The sequence below is a fragment of the Vibrio sp. AH4 genome, from assembly GCF_030710545.1.
GTDB classification, from domain to species: Bacteria; Pseudomonadota; Gammaproteobacteria; order Enterobacterales; family Vibrionaceae; genus Vibrio; species Vibrio metoecus.
In genome coordinates this window covers 269885-285907 of record NZ_JALAIV010000003.1, presented here as the reverse complement: position 1 = coordinate 285907, position 16023 = coordinate 269885, and the positions used below count along the sequence as shown (strand labels likewise).

Below are 16023 nucleotides of genomic sequence, written 5' to 3'. Positions count from 1 at the left end.
TTATGTTTAAAGTATTTGATTGAGTTGATTGAGCACATCACTGGATTTGCTGTGCAGTAGATAGCTGTAACCAAGAAACAGACCGATCCAGAGCACGATAAAGCCAGCAAAAACTGACCAAACTGGCATCTGCCGGCTTAAGGTGTATTTCGCTCGTACCACATGGTCGGTTGGGCGCGTGAAATCTTGCGGTTCACTCTCCTCAAAACTGCTGAGCAAATGATGCAAACGGTTGATCACTTTTTCGCGCTCCGCCTGTCCTCCTTCCATGACTCGGTATTTCCCTTCAAAGCCTAAAATTAGGCATTGATAGATAAAGGCTAGCAACGCTTGGTAACGATGGGGTTCACCTTCGAGACGGCTTAAAATGGTGAAGACTTTCTCGCCGCCCCAAGTCTCATTATGAAAGCGGGACAACATAGAGTGTTCCGCCCACACACTGGATGCGCCCCATTCCGTTCCCATCACAGACTCATCCAAAAACGCACACAGGATGTAGCGATAGGCCATTAAGATCGCATGTTCGTAGCCTTGTTCGGTCAGTTCGATTTCAATCGCTTTAATTTCTTCAATCGTTTGGCGATAGATCTGTTCAATGTTGTCGCATTCGGTCAGCGAACGAACTCGTAGTGAAAGACCAAACAGGGGCGTTGCTGCATCAATCAACACATTTGGATTATCACCACGCAGCTGAAACCAGTAGTCTTGGTCGTGATTGATTTTTTCCACATCGTCAAACAACAAACTGGCTAGTGGTGTCTCTTTTTTACTCTGTGACATGATTAGCTCCTGATGGCCCAGAATTGCAGCTCAAGGTCATCAAAAGCTGCAGCAACATGGAACGCGAAACCGCTAGAGTGCGTTAACATCGCCCACGCGGCGCTGGTTTTATCCAATTGGTAGTAGGTATAACCAGCATGGTATGGCAACTGACGCGGCGCGACAGGTAATGGTGTAAGTGGAATACCCGGCAACTGCAGTGAGATAAGCTCGCGAATTTTCTCCACCGAAGCCACTTTGGTTTGCTGAGTAAACAGACGACGCAGTTCATCCAGTGGCATGCGTGCTTTCACGGCAATAATAAATTCAGCGCTGTCCATCAACTGTGGATCATGAATTGGTGCGACCATCAAACCGTACTTACGTTTATCAAGCTGAATCGAAACAGCCCGCGGCTCTAGCACTACGCTCAAGCTCTGGCGCAGACTGTGGATCAAAGGCTGAAATGACTGGCTTGGTAAGTCATGGTTATAACTAGGTAGACTCGGCGGTAGACGGCTTTCATCAGTAAAAGTAGCAAGTTCACCACACACCGAAGAGAGACATTCAAATAAACGTTCTGGAGCCAAACTGCGTAGCTCGGCGAGATGTTTCATTTGCGGTTGTAGGCGGTTTAATGCTTGCAACAGCATAAAATCAGACACGTCGGCCACCCCACCTTGCGCTGGGGAACTGATTCGCTGTGCGATGTTTTTTGCTCGCTCACGCATCAGCCCTGACATCTCATTAATAAAGCGGTGCAGTGCAGAAATACCCACCACATTGAGGTGGCAAGGAATAAAGTCGGGATCGAGCACGACACTGCCATCAGGACGTTTTTCTAAGATACGACCGATCGCAATCGAAGCAAATGAGCTGCGGTCTTCACGCTCAAGCATGAGTTGCAAGCGCACTGGAGACACATCAATCGTTGTAGTATCGCCTTGCACACTGTGCACATCACGCACCTCAAGACGACGGCTAATGTAACGTCCTGTGCCACGTTCTTCAGGCCAGTTAATCTCCATCAGGGATTCACTGCGTAGTGGTACCGCCAGATAAACAATCTGATTGGCCAATGACGCATCGGTCACTTCGAGCGCATCAGGTAGATGATCTTCTTGCGGAATACGGAAAGCCGTACCATCGGGCATCACCCCTACTGCGCGCTCAATTGCGATGCGGCCAAAAGAGAGGTATTCAGGGTTAAGTGATAACTCGGAAATACCATATAAATAACGACTCACGGTGCTCAGGCGTTCATCCAGGCAGTACTCCGTATATCTCTGCTGTTGCTGAAAATGCTGGGGTTTAATGAACAGCCCTTCATTCCAGATCACTCGGTTACGCGCAAACATCGTTTGTTATTCCACCTTATCCAATTTCACATCGTAGTCTTTGAATAGCATCAGCAAGTGATACTCTCGTCCTTTGTTAAGCACCTTGACCGCTTTCTTCCATTCGCTGAGCTCTGGCTCGGCAAAATGCGCCATAACTCCGATGTAGTTCGTTTCTTCATCCACTTCAAAAGCGTTCACAAACTTGAACTGTCCGGGCGTCAACACGTAGTCGTAGTTTTTAACAAAGTTACTGCGCAGCGCTTTTTTATAATCTGTTTTGAGCTGGTCGTAGTCGGATGACATAAACATTGAGTCATCTTTTAGCTCAAAGACTTGAATTTCAATCGGTGACGCTTCTCCCCAAATGTTGGGGTTCACCCCTTCATCACTTACAAGACTGAAGGTCACTTTAGTTGGCTCTTTCGCAGGCTCGTACTGTTCCGACGAACTGCAAGCGGTCAATACCATCAACGAAAACAGCATCCACAGCACTTTGTTCACGGTTATAGCTCCAGTTGCTTCTCGCGAATCTTGCGATCGTAGGCTTGCTCAAAAATCTCCCAGAACAGTTTTTCAAATCCACGCTGACGGTTAGAGGTCAACTCTTGGTAATAGCTGCAATACATATTCCAAGCCCATGCATCTGTTGAAGTTTGCGTAGCATCCGAATTACGTTTGTAATGATGAAAACGGCGCAGCATCACTTGTGGAGAGAAAGCATTGAGGATTTGGCTTAACGCTTCGGACGTCGCAAACTGCATGGCTTCGTTATGGTCACGTACCGTTTTTAGGCTTTCCGCAATCGCAGCGGGCGCAGAAAGATGCACTACACTTTTCTCTGCATCATATAGCGTGCGTATTGTTTCTTCGTAAGAGAGGCCTAAACGCAGTGGGTTATCTTCAATCGGTTGTAGGTTGCGATTCAAAGTACCGAAACGACTTTCGCTGACCTGTTGGTGCAAATCGAGCAAACCTCGAACACACGCTTGCAAAGATTCGCCTAATTCTTGCGACAACAAATGCATGCGCTCCATATCATGCTCATCGCTCAAATCAACCCCCAGACCATCTAAAATTGGGCCGGTAACGAGGTGGTTGACTTGGCTAGTCGGCGAGGTATGCAAGTGAGAATACGCGTTCTTTTCCTGCTGCGGCTGGAAACTTTTCGCGACTTCCTCTTCTAACAAATCCAGTACTTTTTCATCCATTGTGAAGCCCTCTGATACGTTGCTTGCGCTAGTGTTATAGTGTGAAACGGTGGGATTAGAGGAAGCCACATTGGGTGCTTCCACTTTGGTTTGTTTTGAAAATGTGGCTTTCGCAAAACCAAGAATTTTCTTCAGACGGATCGATGACGTCATTTCATATTCACTGTCCGCCTGAGGCGTAAAATCGGCGTTTTGCAGTACCAAATTGTCCTGCGGAACCAAACTAGGTTGCTCCGGTGAGGCAGGTTTATGGGCTGATTCATCCAAAAGTGAGGTAGCACTGCTGGAGGTTCCCATCAAAGTGTCGAGTGCCTGTAACGGATCGGTATTGGGCGATACGTCGGTTTTTTCTGGTTCAATATCCAAGGTTAAATCAGCGAGCAAATCTTCTTGTTGTGATGAAAACAGCGTATCGAGTGAGCCATATTGATCCTCCACTTCCAGCGCATTACCAAACAACACCCGTAACCGATAAGGCCCAACACTGATTTCATCTTTATGAGTAAGACGTGCTAACTTTTCCCGCCCCAACGGCATGTCCGCCCCATTGACGTAGGTTTCGCCACAGTTGTCTTTTAAGCAGTATGCACCATCGACCATCATGACTTCACAGTGCACCGGCTTTACGCTGCCTTGCGCATCCACTAAACGCCATTGTGCTGCAGGCGAAGCACCAATCACGCCGCCGGCGGATGTCCAAGTATGCTGAGCCGACAAGCCCGATTCTAGGTGTTGAGCATTGGTGACTAAGAGGGTCAACGAAGGAAGCGTCACTGAGTTCATGGTTATTGCCTTACTTGAATTAAAACGTGTTTATTGGCTGCATCTTGGCCAAGAAACGAGGTCCAGCCGAGGGCGATATTCTGTTCAGAATCCAGACAAAACACCGGAGCTTCACTCTCATCCATCGTCAGCTCAAGGTCATACGCCATCTGCTCACGTAAGATAAACTCGACTAACTTACAAAGCGGTTGATACTCTTTGCCGGATGGCAAAAAATCCGCAAATCGACTGCGCGATAACTGCTTAATACAGATGATGAATTTTCCGCAGCAATCCACGACCGATTCGCCAATCACCGTATCAACACCTAAGCGCGCATTCTGATGACCCAGTGCCAGTTGCTGGCTACGGTCAATCAACACTCGACGTCTTACCCACTGGCGAATGGAGACATCCGGTAAATCAAAGCAATGTGCGATAATGCCGGCAACCACTTGCGGAGAGCGACTGCGCCCAGCCAACGTGCCAGCATAAGCCAGCATCTTGCACCAGTTGATCGGCGTTTCACCGCGCAGATCTGGGTCACCCAATCCCACTAGCGCAAACAGTTGTGCTGAGAACACATCCTGCGCGCCGGGCTGAAAACGCACGTAGTAACGGTATTTACGCCAAACTCGATAAACTAAATTAATCAATCGATTATTGAAAAAATCGAGAAATGGTTGCTTGTGTCCGCCCGGTTCTTCTGTCACCAACTGTTCAATAATGAATCCGGGTAAAGGGGATTGTGCCCCCGACAAACCAAAAAAGTTGGTGAGCATGACCCAACGCTCATCTTCACGAGCTTCTAACGCCATCACATCACTAGGCGAAAATCCAAGGCTTGGGTTGGCACTAAACACCAAACGGCACTCACGCTCCCACTCTTCCGACTCTGGATTCAGATCAGCCAACTTTTGCAATAGCTCAACCAGTTGATAGAAGTTGTATTCCCTAACATTCCCCGGCAAGCTCATCGCAGAGGCTTGCGCTGGATCTGAATTCAGATCAATGGCTGCATTCCGCTCTGTGTGCCCCATGAGTACTTCTCTTGATTGCTGATGTTGACCACGACCAATTCGTGGAATGAGTTAATGCTGGCGTAAAGCGCAAAGAAATGGCTGAGTACCGTACCAAACAAAAACAGATCGCCTTCGGACCCAAAGCCTGCTTGATCCACGTACAAGGTCGATTGCAAACCTCGTACAGGCAAACCGCGAAGGATTTTATCCATCGGTTTCGATTCGATTTTGACAATACCATCAAGACGCATCCGCGCGACTCGCTCTGCTTGTCTATCCACCAAGGCTCGAAAATCGTAGGCACGCAGCACGCAGCTCAGAGCATCCTTAGATAACAGAGAGAGATAATTGAGCGAGAGGTTCGAGATCAACGTCCACAATAAACTGCCATCGAGCACGGGACGCAACGACTGTGATGGCACCGTAATATTTTTAAATGTGGCAAAAGGGGGTGAACTATCTGTTGCCACACAAATATCTCCCACCCCCAGTTCCAATGGCAGCAAGCGATTGGTGCAGGTGAGTTTGATCGAGACGGCTTCATCTACGCCGATGGACAGCGTTTCATCACCGCGCACAAAAGAGATAAAGGAATCAAACCCATCCCCCCGGATGCTCTCTTTCACTCGTGTGCGGTAGTACAGAGCCTGACGATGACGAACTCGTTCGACCTCATGTTGGAAACTCTCGAAAGAGGAATAAACCCGCTTCTCACCGCGGATCCGTTTCCCTTCTGATTGGGTGTCTTGCCAGCCAACTACTTGATCCACGCTAAAAATTTCATAATGGGCAGGATAGCGACTGGACGGGACGATTCGATACTCTGAACGACGTCCAGTCAAATCAATCGGGTCAGCATCATGCTCAAACAAATTAATGACTGGCGTACAGTAGAGTTGAAAATTATCCTGACGAACTCGCGTATCCGCGGGCAGTGTTTTTGAAAAATAGATACGTAAGGTGAAATCACCACTCACCGCTTTCGGTAAAGCTTTGGCAAAGCCTTTCACATCAAAGAAATGAAATGCCTCAGGAAACGACAGGTACTCTTGTAAGATTCGATAGCCGTCATAGACATTTTTTGGATAAGGCAGCAGTGCTTGATCGCTAGAAAAACCGACGGTAGAAAACGCATCAGCAGGCAGTGCGAATTCGACACCCTGCACTTCAATGGTCATTTTTTGTAGATAATGGTGTAACCAAAGATAGACGGTCTGCGAGCTGTATTTATCACCACCCAAGTAAAAACGCAGTGTATCGAGCTTAGCGTCACCGACTGTCATATCACCCAACATGCGCAGAGAGATCTGAATAGTGGTCGCTTCGCGAGTATGCTCAGCATGAACACCTTGACACTGCATCGGGTACAACACTACATCACGGCAAGTATTGAAATGACACGCTGTGCCAAATACGGGCTTACTATCCAATTGAGTATTGCGTGGAATGACTTGCTTTTCGCTGACACTTTTATCAGGTTCAAACGCCACCACACTCATACTCGGGATAGGGCGCAGATAATTTGGCCACAACATGTTAATGATGGAGTGAGTGAGTTCAGGGAACTCATCCTCCACCTTTTCGCGCAAACGCGCGGTAAGAAATGCAAAACCTTCCAAAAGACGCTCAACGTCAGGATCGGTCGTACGGCCATGAAGAAAACGCGAAAGCTGAGGGTGAATTTCGGTAAATTCTTTCCCCTGCTCTTTTAAAAAAGCGAGCTCTTCCCTGAAATACTTGTCTTGCGTCATAGAGGTTAAAACACTCGATATTTTCTGCTTTGATCCAATAACAGACTGAACTGGACTTTTTCGTGCAACGCTTCGCTATTGATGGTCGCGGTAATATGAAACCTTAAAGTCAGCGGGTTAAAGCTATCTTGATCTGCTCGTACAAGAACGCGCGTCAAACGCGGCTCATAACGCTCAAGACAGTGTTGAATGGCCAACTTAATCCGGACAGAAAGATCTAAGGTTTCCAAGGTTGCATCGTTAAAATCCACCAACCCGAGGTGGGGAGCGCTTTGTGCACCACCAATTCGAGTATTCAGGATGTTAGAGACATTCCGTTTGATCGATTCGAGCACATCCCATGCATCTGGCCCACGGGTCAGCGACATAGGTTTAGCGTTGGCTTCCAAACGTTCGAAAAAGCCAACACCAAATGCACTCTCTTCAGGTGCGATGTACGTCATAATCAGGCTTGATCAAGACGTCCAACTAAGGACAACTCAAAGTTCGCACCCATGTACTTAAAGTGAGGACGAACCGAGAGCGACACCTGATACCAACCTGGATTGCCTTCCACATCCATCACTTCAATGCGCGCGGCACGAAGTGGACGACGGCTACGTACGTCTGCGGGTGGGTTCTCTTGATCAGCAACGTATTGTTTGATCCATGAGTTCAGTTCACGCTCAAGATCTTGACGCTCTTTCCAAGCACCGATCTGCTCACGTTGCAGAACTTTCACATAGTGCGCCAAACGGTTGATGATCATCATGTACGGCAACTGGGTACCCAACTTGTAGTTGGTTTCCGCTTCTTTGCCTTCCTTGGTATTCGGGAAAATCTTAGGTTTTTGAATGGAGTTTGCAGAGAAGAAGGCCGCGTTATCACTGCCTTTGCGCATGGTTAGAGCAATAAAACCTTCTTCCGCCAGTTCAAACTCTTTACGGTCAGTGATCAGGACTTCGGTTGGGATCTTGCTTTGCAGTGCTCCCATAGATTCAAAGACATGTACTGGAAGATCTTCTACCGCACCACCGCTTTGTGGACCAATGATGTTTGGACACCAGCGGTATTTTGCAAAACTGTCAGTAAGACGAGTGGCAAAAGCAAACGCAGTATTGCCCCACAGGTAGTGCTCATGCGATGCACTCACATTTTCCGCATAGTTAAATGATTTAACTGGATTTTCGATAGGATCGTAAGGAACACGCAGTAGGAAGCGAGGCGCGGTTAGGCCGAGATAACGAGCATCTTCAGACTCACGTAATGAACGCCACTTGGTGTATTTTGGACTTTCAAAGGTAGATTTCAAATCTTTGACATTCGGCAGTTCTTCAAATGAATCAATACCGAAAAATTCAGGTCCAACACTAGAGATAAATGGAGCATGCGCCATCGCACCAAGAGCACCCATGTACTGTAGCAATTTCATATCTGGTGTCGAAGGCGTGAAGGCGTAATTACCGATAATCGCACCGACAGGCTCACCACCAAATTGGCCATAACCTGATGAATAAACATGTTTATAGAGACCGGACTGTGCAGTTTCTGGTGCAAACTCGAAATCTTCCAGCAATTCTTCTTTCGTAACGTGAAGGATTTCGACTTTGTTGTTTTCACGAAAATCGGTACGATCAATGAAAAGTTTCAAACCACGCCACGAAGATTCCATCGCTTGGAATTCGGAATGGTGAAGAATTTCATCCATTTGTGCACTGATTTTTTTGTCTAACTCAACCAACATCTGGTCGACTAGAGATTTGTTAACAGGCTCGGCAGAGTGCTGTGAACCAATCAGATTTTCGATAAACGCAGCGACACCTTTTTTCGCGATGTCATAACCCTCTTCGCTAGGAGCGATGCGAGTTTGCGCCATAATTTCATCAAGAAGGCTGCTTTGGGCAAGCTGTGGCCTTTCCAATACTGTTTCAGTAGTAGACATCATTAAGTTCCTAATGAGTAATTAATTGGATTATTGCTTACGCTTGTGGTTCTTCTTGGCCACTGAGTAGATTCAGCTCTGCCAACAGTTTCTCTCTCGACTCATCAGAGTTGAGTAGAGATTGCAAACGATCGCGAAACGCTGGGATATTACCGAGAGGTCCTTTAAGAGCGACCAACGCTTCACGCAGCTCAATTAATTTTTTCAATTCAGGAACTTGTGTTGCCACAGCATCGGGAGCGAAATCGCCTAGAGATTTGAAATTCAGTTCTACCGGAAGATCTGCATTTTCATCATCACTGAGCTTATTTTTCACCGTCGTTGTGATTTTCAACTCGCTCTCACGCATTACAGCTTCAAAGTTATTCTTGTCGACTGTCACTGTGGCACGTTCTTCCAATGGGGTTTGCTCCGCATGCCCTTTGAAATCCCCAACCACCAGAGTTTTGAGTGGAAGCTCAACCTCAGCCTGTGCATCCCCCGTCGCTGGAATATATTTAATATTAATCCGCTCTTTGGGAGCTACACTTCCTTCTTTAGACATATTACGTCTCCAATACCTATGCCAAACGTTGTCAATGAAACAGCGGTTTAAAGTAACGTTCAAACCACCAAGAATCTTGAACTCTCCCTAGTCATTGCTAAGGTTGCTCATTTCAATCTATGAAATTGAGCCAATATCCTCTGTGACGTGGTGGAATGTAATATTCCACCCTAAGCCATACGCTCACAGGGTATTTTGATTGATTTGTTAACTTTGACATTAATATGCAAAACTATCATCAATGGCGCTTTGCCATTATGTGTCAGTTATCTGATCTCGATATTTATTGTCATTATTCAATGTCAGCTAATTATGAGATGGCATTCTATTCAAGGAGACAAAAAAGGTAATATAAAAAACCTCAAAGCGTGATCTCTTCCCAGAAAATGACGCCTATAATCATACTCAAATTATATTTTCCATTTCATTAATAATCCCAATACGCATCATGATTAAAAAATGGCTGGTAATTTTCGAGTTGCAACTCTATTTCACTCGCTTCAATTTTTTCTTGTTCGGATAACTGAAGAGAAATATCAACCATCTGCTTTTGACTATGTTGATAGAGATTGGAAAGACGATCAGGACCTGCAGTTTCTAGATACAACCCGAAATACGCTTTAGCTTGCTTAATATCACTCTCGATAAATCGGTAAAGATCACTTTGACCGCTTAAGATATTTCCCATTGCTACTAAAGCTGTCAGATCACCATGTTGTACCGCTTGTTGACGCCAATAATAAGCATCATTATATTTCCCTTTGCTTTCAAGATCTTGAATGTAATTTCGTATCGCAGGTATGTACCCTGTCTGCGCAGCCTGCAAATAGGTTTTACGCGCTTCTGTTGCTCGACTGCCCGGCATCGGGTAACTTCCCTTTCCTTGCTCTATCTGCTGAGCCTTGAGCATGAGTGCGGCTGGATGCTCCAACTCAGTCGCCATCATTAAATAATGTTGAGCAAGCGTTGGATCACTATATTGATAGTAAAGTGCTAGCTCATAAGCCGCTTGACTTGGTTCCTTTCCTCCCAAATCAATCACTGCATCATGATAACGTTGCTGCCATATACGGCGTTCAGCGGTTCTGAGCCACTCCCCCTCTTGATACAGTACTTTCATTGCCTGACGACTACCGCCTTGCGCTGCCAGTAACAAATAGTGCCGGCTTTCTGGTGGCGTGCGAATGGTGGTGCGATAATTGGCGACTTCCATAGCATAGAGGTAGGCAGCATTAGGCTCTCCGAGGTCTGCCGCATACTTTAGATACTGACGCGCAGCTAAATTTTTAAATTGTGCGCGTAGCAAGCGCCCTTTCTCAAACGCTTGCTGAGCAGAGAATTGCTGCATATCGTAGATTTTTTCTTCACTCAAACTACTGAATGTTGCTAGTAAGCCTACTAAACAAATCAACACGTTACCCAATATTGACACTACTCGCCCCCTGCAATACTCCACCGCAATCAACGGCGTCTCCCGATCTTGCTGCTGGCTTACCATCAATCATGACGCTGCCAGATCCTGCCGCAATCGTACGACCATGTGCCGGATGTTTCGGCTTATCATGAGGCGCTAACGGATCACCAACCCGAGCGGCTGGAATGCCATCGTAGCGAACTGTTCCTGAACCAGCCGTGATCGGCGTAGGAGGAAAACCATCGTGATCTGTACCAATATGCCCGACTACGATTCCGTTACCCATATTTGATCCTCTATTTAATTTATAAAGTTTCAAGCAATTAATGTTCCACACTTTGTTACGAAAGCACGTCGATAAGCCACCCACTTCTGGGTAATATTTTGCCCAGAGATACATAATACAGACCATGTTGGGCAAAAAATTGCCCAAAAACACCCAATGTCATGACCGTGTCAAAAAACAAAAAAATATTACAGGCTTGAGATATCTATTCCGATTTAACTTATATTAATAATTAAACTAGTAAATATAAATTACTATCCTAAATACTATAATTTAGATATTTCTAAATATTAGCTCTCTATAAAAATAGACCATTTTTATAAGTACCCACTTTAATAATAAACTTTTTGCCACATTTACAACTCATTCTTACATTGTAATTAATTATGTATTTGGCCAAACTCATAATGGCCATTATTTAATCGAATTCCAATCATTTAATGATTTATTATGAAGCTAGGCTCGTAATCATTCTTCTAAAAGAGAAGGGGGAAATTACGTTGAGATGAATAGGTGAAACCGAAACATTGCCTGACAAATAATGCCTAAGCGAGTAAAATACGCTTTGGCTTGAATCCACCTTGTTGCTTGTTATGTCTGCGTTACCCCACTGCTTTACTCACTTTGAGTCATCAATAGCTAAGATCGCACTACCAGAACGTTTTACTTATCCATTTTGTTATCAACCTCATCCATTGTGTGAAGTAGCAGCCCATGAGCTACAACAACATTTACTGACCCAAAACCAGTGGTATCACCCATTTGGCTTAACCGATTCCGATCCACAAGCCCATGGCAAAATGTTTGGCGTTTTAGTAGTACAGCATCTCTCTGGGCAATTAGGCTATTTATCGGCATTTTCTGGTCAATTAGCTGAGCGGAATGAATTACCCGGTTTTGTCCCTCCAGTCTTTGATCGTTTTGCTGATGAGCGCTTTTTCCGTATCGATGGCGATGAAATTGCGGCAATCAATCAGCAAGTTCGTGAGCAAGAAGCGGATCCACAGCTGACGCGCCTCGCTCGTCTTCTCGAAGAAGATCGCGGCCTAGCGGCACAAGCATTAGAGCAACATCGTTTATTGATGGTAGAGCAACGCCACTATCGTAAACAACAGCGTGAGCATGCAAAGGAATTGCCGGAATCTGAACGGACAACACTGTTCGCAACCCTTGCCGAAGCGAGCGTATTACAAAAACGGCAATTACATCAGCTCAAACAGGATTGGGAACAGCGTATCACCAATACGCAAACGCAATTAGACAGTAAACTGGCGGCCATCATGCAGTTGAAGCAACAACGCAAACAGCGGTCAGCGGCGCTACAAACCAAACTGTTTTCAGCCTATCGATTTCTCAATATAAGTGGAGTTGAGAAAAATCTTGTCGATCTATTTTCCGTCACTAAAAATCCGTTGCCTCCTGCGGGTTCGGGAGAGTGCGCAGCGCCTAAACTGCTGCACTATGCGTTTAAGCATCAACTCAAACCCATTGCGTTAGCCGAGTTTTGGTGGGGACGTTCCCCTAAGTCAGAAATTCGGCAACATAAAAAGTTTTATCCTGCTTGCCAAAGTAAATGTCAGCCAATCTTGGCACACATGCTGCGTGGGATGGAGTTAGAAGAAAATCCATTACTCAGCAATCCAGCCGAAGGTCAAGAGATCGACATTGTGTATCAGGATGACGCCATCGTAGTGGTCAACAAACCCTCGGAGTTTCTCTCTGTGCCAGGAGTACATGTGCATGATTCTGTGCTGAGTCGCTTACAAGCACAATTTCGCGATGCCGAAGGGGTCTTCGCCCTACACCGTCTCGATATGTCGACTTCTGGGCTTTTGGTCTTTGCATTGACTCGGCGTGCCAATAAACATCTGCAAAAACAGTTTATTACTCGTGCAGTACAAAAACGATATGTCGCACTGTTGGAAGGAACGCTGGATGCAGATCGAGGTGAAATTCAATTACCTTTATGTGGCGATCTTGATGATAGACCGAGACAAAAAGTATGCCTCCAACAAGGCAAACCGGCCCTCACACATTGGGAAGTGATCCGCATTGAACAAGGTCGAACCCGAGTTTATCTCTACCCACATACTGGTCGAACCCACCAGCTGCGGGTTCATTGCGCGCATCAACTTGGGTTAGATTGCCCGATTGTGGGTGATGATTTGTATGGTCAACAAGCACAACGTTTGCATTTGCATGCTGAGCAGTTGTGTTTTACCCACCCTTACACCAAACAACTTATGACTTTCCAAGTAAACCCAGATTTTTAAGCCTTCACCACTTACACCTTGGGTGGGGAAAGAGTAGGGAAAAGGAAAGGGGCTCACACAGAGCCCCTTTAAAACCAACCTTTGAATTACGCGACTTCCGGCGCAGTCGGAGTGAGCAGTACGCTGATGTCTGGCTCTTTTTGTACCGCAGGAACATGGCCTTCCTCCATCGCACTTAAGTAACAACCACTCAGCTTAATCGCTAAATACATATCCGCACGCAATACCACTCCACCTTCAGAACTATTAATTCCAGTTAACTCACACCAGTGGCGCAAACTCCGCTTTCGCCCTGCAAGGATTAAGCGAATACCGCGTTTTTTAAGTATGCCATGCAAATCTGCCAGCATCGCCATCACGCTAAGATCTAAGTGAGTAAAACAGGCCACCGCATCGATAACGACACAACCGACTTGCGTTCCTTCTCGTTCCGTTTGATCAAGGATGCGTCGTTTGAAATAAGGGGCATTGAAGTAAGTCAACGGTGAATTGAAACGGAAAATCACCATGCCGGGAATGGGTTTGGCTTTCTCTGAGCCATCTAAGGTACGCAGGGTTCCTTCATCATCAAGTCCCATCATTTGATCGGTGGGGCGCATGATCACTTTGAGAAATTGGAACAATCCCAATAGCACTGCCAGCGTAATGCCCGGAATAACCCCAACCACTAACACCGAAATGAACGTGATCAGTGCCAGATAAAAAGCATCTTTATCGCGCTTTCTGAGATTCCAGATCCCTTTGAAATCCAGTAAAGAAAGCGATGCGATCACCAATACCACCCCCAACGCTGCAACCGGAATGAACTGGAGTGGTTGATAAGCAAAAACAGCGACTAACGCAATCATCAAGGCGGCAATCACAGAAACCAGCTGTGATTTACCTCCATTGGCATCATTCACTGCAGTACGAGAATCCGCACCGCTGATCGCAAAACCTTGCGAGAAAGCCGCGGCGACATTCGCCACGCCAAGTGCACGAAACTCTTTATCTGCGTCAATATCGTAACCATTTTTAGCGGCAAAACTGCGCGCGGTCAGCATCATACTCACAAAACTCACCATGGCTAAGTTCAGTGCAGGCATAACCAACTCACGGCTTATCCCTAAGTCAAAAGCTGGAGCTTGAAATTCAGGTAAACCACCTTGAATCACCCCCACCACTTGTACCCCGACACTCTCTAAATCCAGTCCCCAAACCAACAACGCCGCAACCATAATGGCAAACATCGCCGCCGGCCAGCGAGGTTGCCAGCGTTTGATAACAAGGTAAGTCGTCAACGTCAGAATACTCAAACCCAAGGTTTGCCAATGTAATGAATACAGTAGATCGGGAGCCTCAATAATCCGCTCAAGTAAGTAACGTTTCTCATATTTCAAACCGAGGACTTTGGCAAACTGACCAACAATGATGGTCAGGGCAACACCATTTAAAAGCCCAAGCAAGATCGGGCGAGAAAGAAAATCAGCGAAAATACCCAGTTTTAGTCGGCTAGCAAGAATGCACCAAAACCCGGTCATGGCCGTCATCGTCATCACCAACTGCCAATGTTTGGTCGTATCTCCGGCAGCAAGAGGGGTCACCACTGCTGCGATAACCGCACAGGTAGCGGCATCTGGCCCGACGATCAATTGGCGTGATGTACCCATTAAGGCATAAACCAGCATCGGCAAAACACAAGAGTAAAGACCCACAATCGCTGGCACACCCGTCAACTGCGCATAAGCAATTGCAACAGGTAACGCCACCGCGACCACGGAAAATGCGGCGCGAACATCATCCGTAACCCATCCCCGTTCATAATCTTTAAATTGGTAGAGTCCGGGGAACCACTGCCGTATCCATGCTGATTTCAATTCTCTCACCTGTTAGGCATAAAATTGTCATTGTTTTGCAACATAGTTTAGCGGAAATTGTTGTAACTCTCCCGCTAATTTGCTGATTTAAAATGCTCTCTTCGATGAGGGGTTCTCAGTCATCCATAAAGTATGGGACAATACCCGCTCACTTTTTTGACGTAGGTGGAAATGATGGAATTTCAAGCTGCCATTTTTGATATGGATGGGCTACTGCTCGATACCGAACGAGTGTGCATGCGCGTGTTTCAAGAAGCCTGCGCTGCTTGTGAATTGCCTTTTTATCAAGAGGTGTATTTATCCGTGATCGGTTGTAATGCCAAAACGATCAACGGTATTCTCAGCCAAGCCTATGGTGATGATTTACCGAGATTACATCACGAGTGGCGCCAACGATATAACGCGGTGGTCATGCATGAAGCCATTCCCCATAAAGAAGGCGTGTTGGCATTACTCGACTGGCTAAAAGCCCGTTCTATCCCCCTCGCCGTTGCGACTTCGACTCAAAAAGAGGTCGCGCAAGTCAAATTGCAACTCGCGGGTTTAGATACTTATTTTGATATCGTCACCACGGGCTGTGAAGTGGCACAGGGTAAGCCTCACCCAGAAATCTACCTGCTCGCCGCGCAACGCTTAGGGGTGAAACCTGAACACTGCCTAGCGTTTGAAGATTCCAACAACGGCATCAAAGCAGCCGTTGCTGCGCAAATGCGTGCGTTTCAAATTCCAGATTTAGTGAAACCCAGTGCCGAGGTTATTGCCTTGGGGCATCCCATTTGTCGCAGTTTAAATGAGGTGATCGAACTGCTGTAACTTATACGACGCCGTGACAAGACGCGGCGTGATTCTCTCGTTGTTCCGGTCATCGCAAAACAACCTCATCATCA

At 46.4% G+C, this 16023-nt stretch carries 14 protein-coding genes; 2 read left to right on the top strand and 12 right to left on the bottom strand.

The window, feature by feature from the left end:
* Window positions 1-6: 6 nt before the first annotated feature.
* The 11 genes from icmH to MKA69_RS14370 all read right to left on the bottom strand — a co-directional run bounded on the left by icmH (window position 7) and on the right by MKA69_RS14370 (window position 11007).
* Window positions 7-780: a type IVB secretion system protein IcmH/DotU gene (icmH, locus tag MKA69_RS14420; RefSeq protein ID WP_000083403.1), complete on the bottom strand. Its 774-nt coding sequence runs from the start codon at window positions 778-780 to the stop codon at window positions 7-9.
* A gap of 2 nt (window positions 781-782) precedes the next feature.
* Window positions 783-2117 carry a type VI secretion system baseplate subunit TssK gene (tssK, locus tag MKA69_RS14415; protein ID WP_055027905.1) on the bottom strand — a complete coding sequence of 445 codons (1335 nt, stop codon included), beginning with the start codon at window positions 2115-2117 and terminating at the stop codon, window positions 783-785.
* 6 nt (window positions 2118-2123) lie between these two features.
* The gene (gene tssJ, locus MKA69_RS14410) at window positions 2124-2600 is read right to left on the bottom strand and encodes a type VI secretion system lipoprotein TssJ (RefSeq protein ID WP_055029344.1); all 477 of its coding nucleotides are present in this window, start codon (window positions 2598-2600) and stop codon (window positions 2124-2126) included.
* A 2-nt stretch (window positions 2601-2602) separates the two neighbouring features.
* Window positions 2603-4090 carry a type VI secretion system-associated FHA domain protein TagH gene (gene tagH, locus MKA69_RS14405; RefSeq protein WP_305848355.1) on the bottom strand — a complete coding sequence of 496 codons (1488 nt, stop codon included), beginning with the start codon at window positions 4088-4090 and terminating at the stop codon, window positions 2603-2605.
* 2 nt (window positions 4091-4092) lie between these two features.
* Window positions 4093-5109: a type VI secretion system baseplate subunit TssG gene (gene tssG, locus MKA69_RS14400; protein WP_055033770.1), complete on the bottom strand. Its 1017-nt coding sequence runs from the start codon at window positions 5107-5109 to the stop codon at window positions 4093-4095.
* The gene (gene tssF / locus MKA69_RS14395; protein WP_305848354.1) at window positions 5073-6842 is read right to left on the bottom strand and encodes a type VI secretion system baseplate subunit TssF; all 1770 of its coding nucleotides are present in this window, start codon (window positions 6840-6842) and stop codon (window positions 5073-5075) included. The genes tssG and tssF overlap by 37 nt, the downstream gene beginning before the upstream one ends.
* A 5-nt stretch (window positions 6843-6847) precedes the next feature.
* A complete protein-coding gene (gene tssE / locus MKA69_RS14390) occupies window positions 6848-7285 on the bottom strand; it encodes a type VI secretion system baseplate subunit TssE (protein WP_000220997.1) in 438 nt (145 codons plus the stop codon).
* A gap of 2 nt (window positions 7286-7287) precedes the next feature.
* Window positions 7288-8763 carry a type VI secretion system contractile sheath large subunit gene (gene tssC / locus MKA69_RS14385; RefSeq protein ID WP_055044706.1) on the bottom strand — a complete coding sequence of 492 codons (1476 nt, stop codon included), beginning with the start codon at window positions 8761-8763 and terminating at the stop codon, window positions 7288-7290.
* Between the two features lie 37 nt (window positions 8764-8800).
* Window positions 8801-9307 carry a type VI secretion system contractile sheath small subunit gene (gene tssB, locus MKA69_RS14380; RefSeq protein ID WP_000031393.1) on the bottom strand — a complete coding sequence of 169 codons (507 nt, stop codon included), beginning with the start codon at window positions 9305-9307 and terminating at the stop codon, window positions 8801-8803.
* A 427-nt stretch (window positions 9308-9734) separates the two neighbouring features.
* Entirely contained in the window at window positions 9735-10655 is a 921-nt protein-coding gene (locus MKA69_RS14375) for a sel1 repeat family protein (RefSeq protein ID WP_305848634.1), read from the bottom strand.
* Window positions 10656-10722: 67 nt separating this feature from the next.
* A complete protein-coding gene (locus MKA69_RS14370; RefSeq protein WP_000526399.1) occupies window positions 10723-11007 on the bottom strand; it encodes a type VI secretion system PAAR protein in 285 nt (94 codons plus the stop codon).
* Between the two features lie 593 nt (window positions 11008-11600).
* Here MKA69_RS14370 and MKA69_RS14365 point away from each other — a divergent pair.
* Window positions 11601-13280: an RluA family pseudouridine synthase gene (locus MKA69_RS14365; RefSeq protein WP_305848353.1), complete on the top strand. Its 1680-nt coding sequence runs from the start codon at window positions 11601-11603 to the stop codon at window positions 13278-13280.
* A gap of 86 nt (window positions 13281-13366) precedes the next feature.
* Here MKA69_RS14365 and MKA69_RS14360 read toward each other — a convergent pair whose 3' ends face one another.
* On the bottom strand, window positions 13367-15136 hold the full coding sequence (locus MKA69_RS14360) for a SulP family inorganic anion transporter (RefSeq protein ID WP_371131865.1): 1770 nt from the start codon (window positions 15134-15136) through the stop codon (window positions 13367-13369).
* A gap of 174 nt (window positions 15137-15310) precedes the next feature.
* Here MKA69_RS14360 and MKA69_RS14355 point away from each other — a divergent pair, with 174 nt between their 5' ends.
* Window positions 15311-15949, top strand: coding sequence for an HAD family phosphatase (locus MKA69_RS14355; protein WP_000395664.1), 639 nt, complete (start codon window positions 15311-15313; stop codon window positions 15947-15949).
* Window positions 15950-16023: the final 74 nt, after the last annotated feature.

Coding starts and splice junctions, on each gene's coding strand:
- icmH (WP_000083403.1), bottom strand. CDS start 780: ATGTCACAGAGTAAAAAAGAGACACCACTAGCCAGTTTGTTGTTTGAC.
- tssK (WP_055027905.1), bottom strand. CDS start 2,117: ATGTTTGCGCGTAACCGAGTGATCTGGAATGAAGGGCTGTTCATTAAA.
- tagH (WP_305848355.1), bottom strand. CDS start 4,090: ATGAACTCAGTGACGCTTCCTTCGTTGACCCTCTTAGTCACCAATGCT.
- tssG (WP_055033770.1), bottom strand. CDS start 5,109: ATGGGGCACACAGAGCGGAATGCAGCCATTGATCTGAATTCAGATCCA.
- tssF (WP_305848354.1), bottom strand. CDS start 6,842: ATGACGCAAGACAAGTATTTCAGGGAAGAGCTCGCTTTTTTAAAAGAG.
- tssE (WP_000220997.1), bottom strand. CDS start 7,285: ATGACGTACATCGCACCTGAAGAGAGTGCATTTGGTGTTGGCTTTTTC.
- tssC (WP_055044706.1), bottom strand. CDS start 8,763: ATGTCTACTACTGAAACAGTATTGGAAAGGCCACAGCTTGCCCAAAGC.
- tssB (WP_000031393.1), bottom strand. CDS start 9,307: ATGTCTAAAGAAGGAAGTGTAGCTCCCAAAGAGCGGATTAATATTAAA.
- MKA69_RS14375 (WP_305848634.1), bottom strand. CDS start 10,655: ATGCAGCAATTCTCTGCTCAGCAAGCGTTTGAGAAAGGGCGCTTGCTA.
- MKA69_RS14370 (WP_000526399.1), bottom strand. CDS start 11,007: ATGGGTAACGGAATCGTAGTCGGGCATATTGGTACAGATCACGATGGT.
- MKA69_RS14365 (WP_305848353.1), top strand. CDS start 11,601: ATGTCTGCGTTACCCCACTGCTTTACTCACTTTGAGTCATCAATAGCT.
- MKA69_RS14355 (WP_000395664.1), top strand. CDS start 15,311: ATGGAATTTCAAGCTGCCATTTTTGATATGGATGGGCTACTGCTCGAT.